Annotated in this window: 13 protein-coding genes; 2 read left to right on the top strand and 11 right to left on the bottom strand. The window is 71.9% G+C overall.

The annotated features are described in order from the left end of the window. Window positions 1-234 precede the first annotated feature (234 nt). From ACIQ7Q_RS16490 to ACIQ7Q_RS16500, 3 genes are read right to left on the bottom strand one after another with little or no spacing between them, the layout of a single operon-like run. On the bottom strand, window positions 235-1,056 hold the full coding sequence (locus tag ACIQ7Q_RS16490; protein WP_403861515.1) for an ABC transporter permease: 822 nt from the start codon (window positions 1,054-1,056) through the stop codon (window positions 235-237). Further along, complete coding sequence (locus tag ACIQ7Q_RS16495; protein ID WP_403861518.1) at window positions 1,053-2,027, bottom strand: ABC transporter ATP-binding protein; 975 nt, start codon at window positions 2,025-2,027, stop codon at window positions 1,053-1,055. Before ACIQ7Q_RS16495 ends, ACIQ7Q_RS16490 begins: the two co-directional genes overlap by 4 nt. A 2-nt stretch (window positions 2,028-2,029) precedes the next feature. Next, the gene (locus ACIQ7Q_RS16500; protein WP_403861521.1) at window positions 2,030-2,833 is read right to left on the bottom strand and encodes an ABC transporter permease; all 804 of its coding nucleotides are present in this window, start codon (window positions 2,831-2,833) and stop codon (window positions 2,030-2,032) included. A gap of 171 nt (window positions 2,834-3,004) precedes the next feature. On the opposite strand from ACIQ7Q_RS16500, the gene ACIQ7Q_RS16505 reads away from it, so the two are divergent. Then, a complete protein-coding gene (locus tag ACIQ7Q_RS16505) occupies window positions 3,005-3,889 on the top strand; it encodes a winged helix-turn-helix transcriptional regulator (RefSeq protein ID WP_403861524.1) in 885 nt (294 codons plus the stop codon). A 51-nt stretch (window positions 3,890-3,940) separates the two neighbouring features. Here the strand turns inward: ACIQ7Q_RS16505 and pdxH are convergent, their stop codons facing one another. Then, window positions 3,941-4,567 carry a pyridoxamine 5'-phosphate oxidase gene (gene pdxH, locus ACIQ7Q_RS16510; protein ID WP_403862167.1) on the bottom strand — a complete coding sequence of 209 codons (627 nt, stop codon included), beginning with the start codon at window positions 4,565-4,567 and terminating at the stop codon, window positions 3,941-3,943. A gap of 396 nt (window positions 4,568-4,963) precedes the next feature. Here pdxH and ACIQ7Q_RS16515 point away from each other — a divergent pair, with 396 nt between their 5' ends. Further along, window positions 4,964-6,064: a citrate synthase 2 gene (locus tag ACIQ7Q_RS16515; protein ID WP_403861527.1), complete on the top strand. Its 1,101-nt coding sequence runs from the start codon at window positions 4,964-4,966 to the stop codon at window positions 6,062-6,064. Window positions 6,065-6,154: 90 nt separating this feature from the next. Here ACIQ7Q_RS16515 and ACIQ7Q_RS16520 read toward each other — a convergent pair whose 3' ends face one another. The 7 genes from ACIQ7Q_RS16520 to ACIQ7Q_RS16550 are packed head-to-tail and all read right to left on the bottom strand — an operon-like array spanning window position 6,155 to window position 15,449. Further along, complete coding sequence (locus ACIQ7Q_RS16520) at window positions 6,155-6,748, bottom strand: TetR/AcrR family transcriptional regulator (RefSeq protein ID WP_403861529.1); 594 nt, start codon at window positions 6,746-6,748, stop codon at window positions 6,155-6,157. After that, window positions 6,736-7,467, bottom strand: coding sequence for an enoyl-CoA hydratase family protein (locus ACIQ7Q_RS16525; protein WP_403861531.1), 732 nt, complete (start codon window positions 7,465-7,467; stop codon window positions 6,736-6,738). Before ACIQ7Q_RS16525 ends, ACIQ7Q_RS16520 begins: the two co-directional genes overlap by 13 nt. Beyond that, on the bottom strand, window positions 7,464-9,056 hold the full coding sequence (locus tag ACIQ7Q_RS16530) for a 4-coumarate--CoA ligase family protein (protein WP_403861534.1): 1,593 nt from the start codon (window positions 9,054-9,056) through the stop codon (window positions 7,464-7,466). Before ACIQ7Q_RS16530 ends, ACIQ7Q_RS16525 begins: the two co-directional genes overlap by 4 nt. Before the next feature lie 44 nt (window positions 9,057-9,100). Continuing rightward, on the bottom strand, window positions 9,101-10,243 hold the full coding sequence (locus ACIQ7Q_RS16535; protein ID WP_403861537.1) for an acyl-CoA dehydrogenase family protein: 1,143 nt from the start codon (window positions 10,241-10,243) through the stop codon (window positions 9,101-9,103). Next, window positions 10,240-12,174 carry an acetyl/propionyl/methylcrotonyl-CoA carboxylase subunit alpha gene (locus ACIQ7Q_RS16540; RefSeq protein WP_403861540.1) on the bottom strand — a complete coding sequence of 645 codons (1,935 nt, stop codon included), beginning with the start codon at window positions 12,172-12,174 and terminating at the stop codon, window positions 10,240-10,242. Before ACIQ7Q_RS16540 ends, ACIQ7Q_RS16535 begins: the two co-directional genes overlap by 4 nt. 9 nt (window positions 12,175-12,183) lie before the next feature. Beyond that, window positions 12,184-13,782 carry an acyl-CoA carboxylase subunit beta gene (locus tag ACIQ7Q_RS16545; RefSeq protein WP_403861543.1) on the bottom strand — a complete coding sequence of 533 codons (1,599 nt, stop codon included), beginning with the start codon at window positions 13,780-13,782 and terminating at the stop codon, window positions 12,184-12,186. Next, window positions 13,779-15,449, bottom strand: a complete 1,671-nt coding sequence (locus ACIQ7Q_RS16550) for an acyclic terpene utilization AtuA family protein (protein ID WP_403862169.1) — start codon at window positions 15,447-15,449, stop codon at window positions 13,779-13,781. Before ACIQ7Q_RS16550 ends, ACIQ7Q_RS16545 begins: the two co-directional genes overlap by 4 nt. Between the last annotated feature and the right edge of the window lies 1 nt (window position 15,450).

Raw genomic sequence — 15,450 nt, forward strand, 5'->3', positions numbered from 1 at the left:
GCACTCTGTGCACCTCGGCAGGTCGTCTGCCGAAAACCCAAGCAGTCACCCGACCCGTGGGCCGCCGGTAAGTCCGGCCGGCTCCCTCCGTCCGGACGGAGGGACCAAGGCCCACGGGTCGTCTGCGTTTTCCGGCCCGTCCGCGGGGGACACCGGCTCGTCCGCGGGGAACCCCAGGCCGTCCCGCGAGAAACCCACGCCGTCCGCGTGGGCGCCGGGCCGTCCGCGGGGATGTCAGGCCAGGCTCAGTTTGCCCGTGCGTTGTGACCGGGCCTCCCCCACGCGCAGGATGCCCGCCGCCGCCGCCAGCAGCAGAGCGCTCAGTCCGGCCAGGGCCGTGAGGGTCGGGGCCAGGTCGGTGAGGGTGCGGCCCTCGAGGAGGGCGCCGCGGACCGCGACGAGGCTGCCGGTCAGGGGAAAGACCGCGCCGACGATCTGGACGAGGGCCGGCAGCGCGAAGTTCGGGAGGCGTACGGCCGAGACGAACCACAGGGGCTCGTCCAGGATCGTGTAGAGGAAAGCCGAGTCCCGCGAGAAGACCAGCAGGCTGTTGAGAAACGCTCCCCAGGCGACCGCCGGGATCAGCAGCGCCAGGAAGACCACCCCGTACATCCACCAGGCGGAGACGACGAGGGCGCCGAAGCCGGTGAGAGCGGCGATCGTGAAGCAGGTCAGCAGCCAGGCGTTCTGGAGGAGCGCGCCGGCACCGTTGGCGATCATGAGGGTGAGGCGGCCCGCCGGGGAGAGGAAGAGCAGTTCCAGGGTGCCGGTGGCGCGTTCGAAGGAGAGGTGCCAGGCGGACTGGACGAGGGAGAAGAAGAACGCGTAGGCGAGCGTGCCGGTGGCCAGAAAGGCGAGCAGCCGGTCGGGGTCGGCGGCGAGCGGCCAGTTCGCGGCGGCGGCGGACGCCGTGGTGACCGGACGCAGCGTGTAGTAGGTGGTGGCGAGCTGGAGCACCGGCCACACCATCATGGAGAAGACGACGAGCGGCCGGCCGAAGAGCCTGCGGTGCTGTTTGAGCGTCTCGGCGGCAAGGACGCGCGATGCGTGGCTCATGCGATGGCCGCCTCGGGCGCGTCGGCGAGGGTGAGGATGGCGTCCTCGAGGCTGGCTTCGGCGATCTCCAGGCCGCCGATGGAGCCGCCCGCTTCGACGATCGCGGCGGCGAGCGGTCCCGCGATGTCGTCAGGGTGGCGCAGCGTGACCAACTGAGTTCCGTCGGGCAGGAGTCGGGTGGAAGCGCCGAAGGGTGCGACGGCGGCGTCGGTGCGTTCGCCGGGGTTGGTGACGGTGATGCGTACGGTGCGGTGGCTCCCGGTCGCGGCCTTCAGCTGCGCGGGGCTGCCTTCGGCGAGGTGGCGGCCGGCGGAGATGACGTAGACGTGGCCGCAGAGTTCCTCGACCTCGGCCAGGTAGTGGGAGGTGAGGAGCACGCCGGTCCCTGCGGCGGCGAGGTCGGCGACGACGCGGCGCAGGTCGCGGGCGATGGGGGCGTCGAGGCCGAGGGTGGGTTCGTCGAGGAGCAGGTAGGCGGGTTCGTTGACCAGGCCGCGGGCGATGGCGAGGCGTTGGGTCATGCCGCGCGAGTAGCGTTCGACCATGGTGTCGGCGGCGTCGGTGAGGCCGACGAGGGCGAGGAGTTCGTCGGTGCGGGTGCGCAGGCGGGCCTTGGGGACGTCGTAGAGCTGACCGAAGTACCAGAGGTTCTCGCGGCCGGTCATACGGGTGTAGACCATGCGTTCGCCGCCTGCGATGAGGTTGATGCGGCGGCGTACGGCGCGGGCGTCGGTGACGGTGCCGAGGCCGTCGACGGTGACGGTGCCGGAAGTGGGCCGCAGCAGCGTGGCGATGGTCTTGATGGTGGTGGTCTTGCCGGCGCCGTTGAGGCCGAGGAGGCCGGTGATACGGCCCGGCGGGATGTCGAGGTCGAGGCCGTCGACTGCGGTCTTGGTGGTGCGCCGGCCGAAGATGCCCCTGTCGCGCACCGGGAAGTCCTTGCGCAGTGCTCGTACGGCTATGCCCTGCATGGTCAGTAGGTCCTTTCGACGGCCCGGGTCTCGGCACGGGGCAGGTACTTCAGGCCGAGGAGCAGATACGCGACGGTGAGCGCGGCTCCGACGGCGAGGCGGGGTGCGAGTTCGGCGAGGGTCTGTCCGCCGGTGAGGGAGCCGTGCAGCACGTCCATGGCGGCGGTGGTGGGGAGGGCTTCTGCGAGCCACTGGGCGGGGGCGGGCAGGTAGTCGCGGGGGAAGGTGAAGCCGCCGAGCAGGCCGAGCACGATGAAGACGGTGTTCTGCGAGATGTGGGCCTCGCCCGCGGCGATCATCAGTCCGCCGAGCCCGACGCAGACGGAGAAGACCGCGCAGACGAGGGCAGTGGCTCCGGCGAGTGCGCCGAGGGGTGAAGCGACGGGGATGGAGATGCCGAGGGCGGCGATGACGACGCCGAGGGTGAGGAATTCGACGAGGCTGCTGAGTACGGCGAAGGCGGTGAAGCCGAGCAGGTAGGGCAGCCGGCCGGCGGGTGCGACAAGGATCGCGGCGAGGGTGCCCTGGCGCTGTTCGGTGATGAGCGCCTTGGCCGACCAGAGGATGAGGCGGACGGCGAACTGGAAGGCGGTCGCGCCCACCGCGATGTAGGCGAGGTAGGCGGTGGTGCCGCTGCCGCTGCTGAAGTCGTCGCCGACGCTGCCACCGCCGACAGCCCGAAAGCCCAGGTAGGCGAGCGAGATGGTGAGTGCCGCCGGCAGCACCGTGCCGACGGCGTAGGTCCATGGGTAGGCGCGCCTGGTCATCTGCCAGGTGCGCCATGCGGTTGCCCAGGCTATGGGCACGGCGCCTCCCCCGAGAGTGAGTTTCCATTGGGAACTTATAAGGGGTTTCTATCGGGAACTCACCACATGGCGCAAGATGGTTCCGCACCGCGCCGCGCCCACCCGGCACGCACCGCACCGCACTCCACCCACCCGGCACGCACCGCACCGAAGCCCAGACAGGAGAAGCCCATGGCCCGAGCAGTACCGGAAAGGGACGCCGCCTGCGCCATCGCCCAGGCCGCGGCCGTCGTCGGCGACTGGTGGAGCCTGCTGCTCGTACGGGAGACGGCCCGCGGTCGACACCGCTTCGACGAGCTCCAGCAGGAGCTCGACATCTCCCGCAAGGTGCTCGCCGAGCGGCTGGTGCACCTCGTCGACAGCGGCGTCCTGGAGAAGGTCCCCTATCAGCATGGGCCGGTGCGCCACGAGTACCGGCTCACCGACGCCGGCCGGGCGCTGCTGCCCGTGCTGGTATCCATGCAGGACTGGTCCGACCGCTGGCTGTTGGGCGACGGCACGCTCACCGGCTCGTCCGACGAGCACGGCGCCGATGCCCGCCGGATGCTCGCCCTCCCGGGCACGCGGCTCCCCCGGATCACCCTGCCCGGGCACCTCGGCGAGCAGCTGGACCCCCTCGACGGGGACGCGACGACGACGGTGCTCTTCTGCTACCCGGCGACCGGACGGCCGAGTCCGCTGCCCGACAACTGGTCGGACATACCGGGCACGGTCGGCTGCACCCTGGAGAACCGCCTCTTCCGTGACGCGTACGGCGACTTCACCGCGGCCGGCGCCGCCGTACGCGGCGTGAGCACACAACGTCCCGACGAGCAGAGGGAATTCGCCAAGGCGGAGGGCATCCCGTTCCCTCTGCTGTCGGACATGGACGCGCGGCTGTCGGCGGCACTGCGGCTGCCGACCTTCCGGGCCGGGCAGTCGCTGCGACTGAAGCGGGCGGTGCTGGTCGTGGACCGGGAGCGCACGGTGCGGCACGTGCAGTTCCCGGTGACGGACATCCCCGCGGCGGTGGACGCCGCGCTGCGGACGGCGCAGGAGCTCCCGGGCGACGCCTGAGCCCGGTGGAGAGGCCCCGGCCAGGTCCCAGGACGAGCCTGGCGGCCTTCCCTACGGCGCGAGCCGCTCGATCGTCCAGCCGTCCCCGTCCGTGCGGACGTACCGAAGCCGGTCGTGGAGGCGGTTCTCGTGGCCCTGCCAGAACTCGATCGCGTCGGGAACGACGCGGATGCCGCCCCAGTGCGCGGGCGCGGGGACCTGCTCGCCGTCCGGGTAGCGGGCGGTCAACTCCTCGTAGCGTCGCAGCAGATCGGCGCGGGAGTCGATCACCGCCGACTGGTCGCTCGCCCAGGCGCCGAGCTGGGAGCCGTGCGGGCGGGTGCGGAAGTACGCGACGGTCTCGTCGCGCCCGACGCGCGACGCCCGGCCGGTGACGATGACCTGGCGCTCGAGGGGGTGCCACGGGAAGAGCAGCGAGACGTACGGGTTGGCGTCGATCTCGCGGGCCTTGCGTGAGTCGTAGTTGGTGAAGAAGACGAAGCCGCCCTCGTCGTACTGCTTCAGCAGCACCGTGCGCGAGGACGGCCGGCCGTCGGGCGTGGCCGTCGAGACGATCATCGCGTTGGGCTCCAGGAGCGCCGCGGCGGCGGCCTCGGCGAACCAGCGGGCGAACTGTTCCATGGGCGTGCTCGCCAGCCGGGTCTCGTCGAGCGGTGTGGAACGGTACTGCTCGCGCATGACGGCCGGGTCGGGCACGACGAGCCTGGTCTCCGCCGGATCGGGCAGGGGCAGGCCGGAGACGGTGACGTCCGGGACGGCGGGCTCGTCGGCGGCGGAGTCGTTGGCGGCGTGGTCGGTCACAACGCCATCCTGCCGCAGCGACCGAGTCTGCCCGGCACGGAGTGCCGTCAATCCTCCCGGGCCGAATTGGGGCAGTGTGCCGGATGTCACGCTTCCCCGCACCAGACGTACCCGCCAAAATCTAGGGTCGGGCCACTGTGGCCTCCATACAGCAGGGGATATCGTGCCTGCCTCCCGGCGTTCGGGTGACCACCGGCCGCACGGGGCATCACCGGGGTGACCGGCCCACGCGGTCGGCCGCCGCATGACGCACACATCTTGAGGAGCCGCCTGATGTCCGACTTCGTACCTGGACTCGAGGGAGTCGTCGCGTTCGAGACGGAGATCGCCGAACCGGACAAGGAGGGCGGTTCGCTGCGCTACCGGGGCGTCGACATCGAGGACCTGGTCGGGCATGTCTCCTTCGGGAACGTGTGGGGCCTGCTCGTCGACGGTGCGTTCAACCCGGGGCTGCCGCCCGCGGAGCCGTTCCCGATCCCCGTGCACTCCGGTGACATCCGGGTCGACGTGCAGTCGGCGCTGGCGATGCTCGCCCCTGTCTGGGGCCTCAAGCCGCTCCTCGACATCGACGCGGCGCAGGCCCGCGACGACCTGGCGCGGGCGGCCGTGATGGCGCTGTCGTACGTGGCACAGAGTGCACGCGGCCAGGGCCTGCCGATGGTGCCGCAGAGCGAGATCGACAAGGCGGAGTCCATCGTCGAGCGGTTCATGATCCGCTGGCGTGGCGAGCCGGACCCCAAGCACGTCAAGGCCGTCGACGCGTACTGGACGTCGGCCGCCGAGCACGGCATGAACGCGTCGACGTTCACCGCCCGCGTCATCGCGTCCACCGGCGCGGATGTCGCCGCCGCGCTGTCCGGCGCGGTCGGTGCGATGTCCGGTCCGCTGCACGGCGGTGCGCCGTCCCGGGTCCTCGGCATGATCGAGGAGATCGAGCGCACCGGCGACGCGACGGCGTATGTGAAGCGCGCCCTGGACAACGGTGAGCGCCTGATGGGCTTCGGTCACCGCGTGTACCGCGCGGAGGACCCGCGCGCCCGTGTGCTGCGCCGTACGGCGAAGGAGCTGGACGCGCCGCGGTTCGAGGTCGCGGAGGCACTGGAGAAGGCGGCGCTGGAGGAGCTGCACAATCGCCGCCCGGACCGGGTGCTGGCGACGAACGTCGAGTTCTGGGCCGCGATCATGCTGGACTTCGCGCAGGTCCCGGCGCACATGTTCACGTCGATGTTCACCTGCGCCCGTACGGCCGGCTGGTCGGCGCACATCCTGGAGCAGAAGCGCACGGGCCGCCTGGTGCGCCCGTCGGCCCGCTACGTGGGCCCGGGCACGCGCAACCCGCGCGAGATCGAGGGCTTCGAGGACATCGTCGGCTGACCGCCGCCCCGCTGCCGGGGTGCGCGCGCCGACCGCGCACCCCACCGCGCGCCCCGGAGGTCCGGTGCGGCGGAGCGAGTCGTCACGCGTTCACCCCAGGGCTTCCTCCACCAGCGCCGCCCACTGCGCCACCACTCGCCGCCGCCGCGCCGCGTCGTCCGTGAGGAGGTTGGCGAGGCCCAGGCCGCGGGCCATGTCCAACAGGCCTTGGACGGTCTCGCGCACCCCCGGGCGGGACTCGTCCGCGCCCAGCAGACGGACCGCGATGCGATGGGTCTCGCGGCCGACCTTCGCCTCGAGTTCCGTGACCCTGGGGCGCAGCTGCTCCTCGTTGGAGGCCGCCACCCACAGGTGCAGCGCGGCCCGGAACAGCGGGCCCGTGTACAGGTCGACGAGGGCCGCGACGACGGCCGCACGGCCGCGCGACGGGAGTTCCCGCAGCGCCTGCGAGCGCTCCTCGGCGACGTACTCGACGGCCGCTGTGAACAGGTCCTCCCGGGTCGGGAAGTGGTGCTGTGCCGCCCCGCGGGAGACGCCGGCGCGCTCGGCGACCACCGAGACCGTCGAGCCCGCCCAGCCGACCTCGGCCAGGCACGCCACCGCGGCCTCCAGCAGCCTCTGGCGGGTGGCCCGGCTGCGGTCCTGCTTGGGCGACTTGGGGGTCGGTGGCGTCACAACACCCATGCGGGGTCCCGTCGTTCGAGGAAGGCCGTCATCCCTTCGCGCGCCTCGGTCGATGCGAACAGCGTGGCCGAGCGCCGGACCAGGTCTTCCGCGTCCCGGTCGAAGGTTTCCAGCACCCTAGCCGTGACCAGCTCCTTTGCTGCCGCCAGGCCCTGCGGCGAGGCCCTGCGCAGCCCGTCGAGGAGCGGCGCGAGGGCTTCGTCGACGTCGTCGGCTGCCAGTGTCAGCAGCCCGCTGCGGACCGCATCGGCCGCGTGGAAACGCTCGCCCGTGAGGTAGTAGCGCTCCGCCGCCCGCGGGTCCATGCGCGGCAGCAGCGGCAGCGAGATGACGGCGGGAGCGACCCCGATGCGCACCTCCGTGAACGCGAAGTCGGAGGCCGCGCTCGCCACCGCCATGTCGCACGCACCGACCAGGCCGAGGCCGCCCGCCCGCACATGACCGGCGACCCTCGCGACCACGGGCTTGGGCATGGCCACGATCTGCCGCAGCAGTTCCACGAAGGTGTACGGGCTGGGCGGCGTCTTCAGGTCGGCGCCCGCGCTGAACGTGAAGCCGGTGTGCGTGAGGACGACGGCCCGTACGGAATCGTCCTCCGCGCACCCGCCCAGGGCCTCCGCCAGTTCGCCGACGAGCCGCGCGGAGAGGGCGTTGCGGTTCGCCGGGGAGTCCAGGGTCAGGGTGGTGATGCCGCGTTCGTGTGCGGTGGCGATGGTCACGTACTACTGCTCCTTCGAAGCGTTTCCCGGTCCCGCAGCTCGCGCCGCAGGATCTTGCCCGACGCGGCGCGCGGGACATCGCCGATGAACTCGACCCGGCGGACCTTCTTGTACGGGGCGACGCGTTCGGCGACGAAGTCCACGACATTGTCCTCCGTCAGGCCCTCGGCGCCGCGCTGTCGTACGACGTACGCCTTGGGGATCTCGTTGCCGTCCCCGTCGTACACCCCGATGACCGCCGCGTCCGCGATCGACTCGTGCGTGAGCAGCAGGGCCTCCAACTCGGCGGGGGCGACCTGGAAGCCCTTGTACTTGATGAGCTCCTTGACCCGGTCGACGACGAACAGCCAGCCGTCGTCGTCGACCCGGCCGATGTCGCCGGTGTGCACCCAGCCGTCGGTGTCGATCATCGCGGCTGTGGCCTCTGGCCGGCCCAGATAGCCCTTCATCACCTGCGGGCCGCGGATCACGATCTCGCCGTCCTCGCCGACGCCCACCTCCCGGCCGGAGCCGTCGAGGTCGAGGATGCGCATCTCGGTGCTCGGCAGCAGCAGGCCGACGGCGCCGGGCGGAGGGGCCTGGACGGCGAGCGGCACGACGTGGGTGCCGGGTGACAGCTCCGTCATGCCGTACGCCTGCCGCACCGGCGGCAGGCCGAGCCGTTTCGAACATGCCTCGCCGAGCCGGGCGTCCAGCGGGGCGGCGGCGCTGACGATGTACTCCAGCGACGACAGGTCGTACTTCGCGACCGCCGGGTGCTTGGCGAGCGCGAGGACGATCGGCGGGGCGACGTACAGGCCGTTGATGCGGTGTTCCTGGATGGCGGCGAGGAACGTGTCGAGGTCGAAGCGGGGCAGCACGACAACGGTCGCGCCGTGCCGCAGCGGCGCGTTCATCAGGGCGGTCAAGCCGTATATGTGGAAGAAGGGCAGCACGGCGAGGATCCGGTCGCCCGGCCCCATCGGGACGAACGGCGCCAGCTGCTCCAGGTTGGTGGCGATGGAGCGGTGCGTGAGCATGACGCCCTTGGGCACGCCGGTCGTGCCCGACGAGTACGGCAGGGCCGCGATGTCCTCGGACGGGTCGATGGCGACCTGCGGCTCCGGCGCGGTCGAGCCGAGCATGTCGAGCACGCTGACATGTCCGTCCGCCCGGTCGCAGACGAAGATCTCCTCGATCCCGGCGGCCAGTTCGGCTGCCCTGCGTGCCACCTCCAGCAGCGGGGAGACGGTGACGATCCAGCGGGCGGACGAGTCGCGGAGCTGCTTGGCGAACTCGTCCGCCGTGGACAGCGGATGGACGGTGGTGACGGACGCGCCGGCCCGGGTGGCCCCGTAGAAAACGGCCGGATAGGCGACGGTGTTGGGGCTGTGCAGGGCCAGCACGTCCCCCTTGCGCAGGCCCGCGTCGGCGAGCGCGGCGGCGATCCGCCGGTGGAACAGATCGAGCTGGTGGTAGGTGACGGTGGTGCCGTTCACCCCGTCGACGAGGGCGACGGTGTCGCCGAACTCGGCGGCGCGTGCGAGCACGGTCTCGTGGATGGGTTCGACGACGGCCGGGACATCTGCGTAGCTGCTGCGGAACACCATGACGGCCCCCTCGGCGTTGGGTTGGACGGCCAGGATGTCGTCTGTCAGTACGACTTGGGGAGACCCAGGGACTGGTGGGACACGTAGTTCAGGATCATCTCCCTGCTGACCGGCGCGATCCGGGCCACCCGGGCGGCCGTGACGAGCCGCCCGAGGCCGTACTCGCGGGTGAGGCCGTTGCCGCCGAGGGTGTGCACGGCCTGGTCGACGGCCTTCACGCATGCCTCACCGGCCGCGTACTTGGCCATGTTGGCCGCCTCGCCCGCGCCGACGTCGTCGCCCGCGTCGTAGAGGGCGGCCGCCTTCTGCATCATGAGCTTGGCCAGCTCCAGCTCGATGTGCGCCTCGGCGAGGGGGTGCGCGATCGCCTGGTGCGCGCCGATCGGGGCCTTCCACACCTGGCGGGACTTCGCGTACTCCACGGCCCTGGCGAGCGCGTAGCGGCCCATGCCGATGGCGAACGCGGCGGTCATGATGCGCTCGGGGTTGAGTCCGGCGAACAGCTGGAGCAGGCCGGCGTCCTCTCGTTCGGTATCCCCACCGACGAGCGCGTCGGCGGGCAGCCGTACGTCGTCGAGGACCAGCTCGAACTGCTTCTCCTGGGCCTGGAGTTCCATGTCGATCTGCGAGCGGCCGAAGCCTTCGGCGTCCCGGGGGACGATGAACAGGCACGGTTTGAGGCTGCCGGTCCTCGCGTCCTCGGTGCGGCCGACGATCAGCGTCGCGTCGGCGATGTCGACTCCGGACACGAAGACCTTGCGGCCGGTCAGTACCCAGCCGTCGCCGTCGCGGCGGGCGGTGGTCGTGATGCGGTGGGAGTTCGAGCCCGCGTCGGGTTCGGTGATCCCGAACGCCATGGTGAGGCTGCCGTCGGCGAGACCGGGCAGCCAGGTGCGCTTCTGCTCGTCGGTGCCGAAGCGGGCGATGACGGTGGCGCAGATGGCCGGCGAGACGATCATCATGAGGAGGGGGCAGCCTGCGGCGCCGGACTCCTCGAGGACGATGGACAGCTCGCTGATGCCGCCGCCTCCGCCGCCGTACTCCTCGGGGAGGTTCACCCCGAGGTAGCCCAGCTTGCCGGCCTCGGCCCACAGAGTGGCACGGTCGAAGCCGGGGCCGTGCCGGCGTCCGAGTGCGGCGACGGCGTCCCGCAGGCCCTTGTGGTCCTGGCTCTCGATGGCGTTCATGACGCAGGGTCCTCCTGTGCTTCGTTGACGACCTCGTTGGCGACTTCGTGGCCGACTTCGTTGACGACGGCGAGCAGGGCGCCGACCTCGACCTGACGGCCGGGCACGGCGTGGAGCGCGGTGAGCGTGCCGGAGGCGGGAGAGACGATGCGGTGCTCCATCTTCATGGCCTCCAGCCAGACCAGTGGCTGTCCTTGGGTGACACGGGCGCCCTCGACGACCCCGTCCCCGACCCGGACGACGGTCCCGGGCATGGGCGCGAGCAGCGACCCCGGCTCGGCGCGGTCCTGGGGGTCGGTGAACCGGGGGCGCGGGGTGAGGGCGTGGGCGCCGGCGGGAGAGTCGACGTGGACGGTGTCGCCGTGGACGCTGACGTCGTAGTTCCGTACGACGCCGTCGACCTCGAGCGCGACGCGGTGCGCGGTCGCCCGCACGACCCGCACCCCGGGTCGGTCCACCACCTCGAACCCGCCGTCGCGCAGGGGCCGGTAGCGGATGTCGTGGTCCCCGTACGCCTTGACCTGATCCGCGGACGGCAGGTTGCGCCAGGCGCCGCCGAACCTGCCGCTGCGTCCGGCTGCGTCGGCCATCGCCGCCGCGACGGCGGCGTGCTCCTCGCCGGGGGCGGGGGCGGTGAGCTCGTCCAGATTCCGTTCGTAGAACCCGGTGTCCAGCCGGCCGGCGACGAAGTCGGGGTGCTCCAACGACGCGACCAGCAGGTCCCGGTTGGTGGCGGGGCCGTGCACCCGCGCCCGCCGCAGGCTGTACGCCAGTCTCCGGATCGCCTCGGCCCTGGTGGGCGCCCAGGCGATGACCTTGGCGAGCATGGGGTCGTAGTGCACACCGATGACGTCCCCGGCGGCGTACCCGGCGTCGACCCGCACGGCCGGGGCGGTGCCCGGCACGTCGAGTGCGTGCAGTTCTCCCGCCTGAGGCGTCCAGCCCGCGGCCGGGTCCTCGGCGTACAGCCGGGCCTCCACCGCGTGGCCCCGCCCTTGCGGCGGGGACGGGGGCAGCGCCTCGCCCTGTGCGATCGAGAACTGGAGGGCCACCAGGTCGAGGCCGAACACCGCCTCCGTCACCGGGTGTTCCACCTGGAGGCGGGTGTTCATCTCCAGGAAGTGCGCCCGGCCGTCCTCGGCGACGAGGAACTCGACCGTGCCCGCGCCCCGGTAGTCCACCGCACGCGCCGCGCCCACCGCCAGCGTGTTCAGCGTGTCCACCAGCTCCGGGCTCAGACCGGGCGCCGGGGACTCCTCGACGACCTTCTGGTGGCGGCGCTGCAGCGAGCAGTCCCGTGTGCCGAGCGCCCACACCGTGCCGTGCGCGTCCGCGAGGATCTGGACCTCGACGTGGCGGCCGGCCTCGATGTACGGCTCGACGAAGACCTCCCCGTCGCCGAAGGCCGATGCCGCCTCGGAGCTGGCCGCCTCGAGCTCCCCGGCGAGCTCGGAGAGGGTGCGGACGACCCGCATCCCCCGGCCACCGCCGCCTGCCGCCGCCTTCACCAGCACCGGCAGATCGGACTCGGTGAGCGCCCCGGGGTCCAGGGTGGCCAGTCCCATGAGTTCCTTCGCCCGGGTCTTGGACGCCATCGCCTCGATCGCTTCTGCGGGCGGCCCGATCCACACCAGCCCCGCGTCGGTGACCGCCCGCGCGAACTCCGCGTTCTCGGAGAGGAATCCGTACCCGGGGTGCACCGCGTCCGCGCCCGCCGCCAGCGCCGCCTTCACGACCAGCTCACCACGCAGGTACGTCTCCGCGGGCGTCGCACCCGGCAGCCGTACGGCCGCGTCCGCCTCCCGTACGTGCAGCGCCGAGGCGTCCGGGTCCGAGTGGACGGCGACTGTCGCGATGCCCAGCTCACGGCAGGTGCGGAAGACGCGGCACGCGATCTCGCCCCGGTTGGCGACAAGGACAGAGGAAATCACAACAGGGCCTCACATTCGGAAGACGCCGAAGCCGCCGCGTGCGCCCTCGACCGGTGCCGTGTGGATGGCGGACAGGCACAGGCCGAGCACCGTCCGGGTGTCGCGGGGGTCGATGACCCCGTCGTCGTAGAGCCGCCCGGACAGGAACATCGGCAGCGACTCCGCCTCGATCTGCTGCTCGACCATGGCGCGCAGCCCCGCGTCCGCCTCGTCGTCGTACGGCTGCCCCTTCGCCGCCGCGGACGCGCGCGCGACAATCGACAGGACACCCGCCAGCTGCTGCGGGCCCATGACCGCCGATTTGGCGCTCGGCCACGCGAACAGGAACCTCGGGTCGTAGGCCCGCCCGCACATGCCGTAGTGCCCGGCCCCGTACGACGCGCCCATCAGCACCGACAGATGCGGCACGCGGCTGTTCGAGACCGCGTTGATCATCATCGCTCCGTGCTTGATGATGCCGCCCTGCTCGTACTCCTTGCCGACCATGTAGCCGGTGGTGTTGTGCAGGAACAGCAGGGGCACGTCACGCTGGTTGGCGAGCTGGATGAACTGCGCCGCCTTCTGGGACTCGGCGGAGAACAGCACGCCCTGGGCGTTGGCCAGCACACCCACCGGGTAGCCGTGCAGCCGCGCCCAGCCGGTCACCAGGCTCGGCCCGTACAGCGGCTTGAACTCGTCGAAGTCGGAGCCGTCGACGATCCGCGCCACCACCTCCCGCGGGTCGAACGGCGTCTTCAGATCCTCGGGGACGATCCCGAGCAGTTCGTCGGCCGCGTACTTGGGCGGCTGTGGCGGTCCCGGATCCGGGTGCGCCTTGCGCCAGTTGAGACGGGCGACGATCCGGCGGGCCTGGCGCAGCGCGTCCGGCTCGTCGAGCGCGAAGTGGTCCGCTAGGCCGGACGTGCGGGCATGCATCTCCGCGCCGCCGAGCGACTCGTCGTCGCTCTCCTCCCCCGTCGCCATTTTCACCAGCGGCGGACCGCCGAGAAAGACCTTCGACTGCTCCTTGATCATGACGGTGTGGTCGGACATGCCGGGCACATACGCCCCGCCGGCCGTCGAGTTGCCGAACACGACCGCGATCGTGGGGATTCCGGCTGCCGACAGGCGGGTGATGTCGCGGAACAGCGCCCCGCCGGGGATGAAGATCTCCTTCTGCGACGGCAGGTCCGCGCCGCCGGACTCGACCAGCGCGATGCACGGCAGCCGGTTGGCGTACGCGATCTCGTTGGCGCGCAGGGCCTTCTTCAGGGTCCACGGGTTGGACGCCCCGCCGCGCACCGTCGGGTCGTTGGCGGTGATCAGGCACTCGACGCCCTCGACGACTCCGATGCCGGTGACGATCGACGCGCCGACCGGGTAGTCGCTCCCCCAGGCCGCGAGTGGGGACAGTTCAAGGAACGGGGTGTCCGGATCGACCAGCAGCTCGATGCGTTCGCGGGCGAGCAGTTTGCCGCGCTTCCGGTGCCGGGCCACGTACTTCTCGCCGCCGCCGGCCAGGGCCTTGGCGTGCTCGGCGTCCAGCTGTGCGAGCCTGCCGAGCATCGAGGCGCGGTGGGCGGCGTATTCGGGGCCCGTCACATCGACGGCCGAGCCGAGAACGGTCACAACAAAGCCTCCGGGATGTCGACGTGCCGGGCGCGGAGCCATTCGCCCAGCGCCTTGCCCTGCGGGTCGAAACGGGCCTGCGCGGCGACTCCTTCGCCGAGGATTCCGGCGACGGTGAAGTTGAGGGCGCGCAGGTTGGGCAGTACGTGCCGTACGACGGGCAGTCCGGCGGTCTCGGGCAGCAGCTCGCGCAGCCGCTGAGAGGTCAGTTCGTGGGCGAGCCAGCGCCAGGCGTCGTCGGTGCGGGCCCATACGCCGATGTTGGCGTCGCCGCCTTTGTCGCCGCTGCGGGCGCCGGCGACGAGCCCGAGGGGCGCGCGTCGGACCGGGCCGTGCGCCATGGGGTCGGGCAGCGCGCCCGGCTCCGCGTCCTCGAGGGCACGGGTCCGCTTCGGGGGCGGGACGTCGACGCGTTCGCCGCCGGGCAGGACGGCCGTGTGCGGGACCTCGGCCGCGTCCGCGTATGCGGCCTCGAAGACCCCGTACGGCGCGCCCTTGCCGGGCGGGGCGGTCACATGGAAGCCGGGGTAGCTGCCGAGCGCCAGCTCGATGGCGGCGCTGCTGACGGTACGGCCGACGCGTTCGGCGTCCGGGTCGCGGACGACAAGCCGCAGATACGCGGCGGCCCGCTCCTCGGTGTCGGCGTCAGGGGTGTCCGTGCGGGACAGGTCCCAGCGCACCTCGGCGGGGCGCTGCTCGCCGAGCGCGTCCTCCAACTGCGCCTGCACCAGAGCGGCCTTGGCTTCGATCTCGAGTCCGGTCAGCACGAAGACGACCTCGTTGCGCCAGCCGCCGAGCCGATTGAGGCCGACCTTGACGGTGGGGGGCGGAGCCTCGCCGCGCACCCCGGAGATCCGCACGCGGTCGGGCCCGTCCTGTTCGAGCCGGACGGTGTCGAGGCGGGCGGTCACGTCCGGGCCCGGGTATCGGGCGCCGCCCGTCTCGTACAGCAGTTGCGCGGTGACGGTGCCGACGTCGACGACGCCGCCGGTTCCGTCGTGCTTGGTGATGACCGAGCTGCCGTCGGCGTGGATCTCGGCGACGGGGAAACCGGGGCGGCGGAGGTCGTGGCCGGTGAAGAACGCGTAGTTGCCGCCGGTGGCCTGGGTGCCGCACTCGAGCACGTGCCCGGCGACGACGGCGCCCGCGAGCTTGTCGTACTCCTCCTCGCCCCAGCCGAAGCGGGCGACGGCGGGGCCGGTGACGAGGGCGGCGTCGGTGACCCGGCCGGTGACGACGACGTGGGCGCCGGCGTGCAGGCAGGCGGCGATACCGGCGCCGCCGAGGTAGGCGTTGGCGGTCAGCGCACCCGGGTGTCGGGCGGTGAGGTCGTCGCCCTCGACGTGTGCGACGTTCACCGGGACACCGAGGCGGCCGGCCAGCGTCCGGACCGCGTCGGCGAGACCCGCGGGGTTGAGCCCGCCGGCGTTGGCGACGATGCGGACGTCCTTCTCGCGGGCGAGGCCGAGGGTCTCCTCGAGCTGCCGCAGGAATGTCTTGGCGTAGCCGAGTCGCTGGTCCCTCATCCGGTCGCGGCCGAGGATGAGCATGGTGAGCTCGGCGAGGTAATCCCCGGTGAGCACGTCCAGCGGCCCGTCGGTGAGCATCTCGCGCAGGGCGTCGAACCGGTCGCCGTAGAACCCCGAGGCGTTCCCGACCCGCAACACG

Origin of the sequence: Streptomyces sp. NPDC096176 (assembly GCF_044763255.1) — a bacterium.
In the GTDB taxonomy this organism is placed as follows: domain Bacteria; phylum Actinomycetota; class Actinomycetes; order Streptomycetales; family Streptomycetaceae; genus Streptomyces.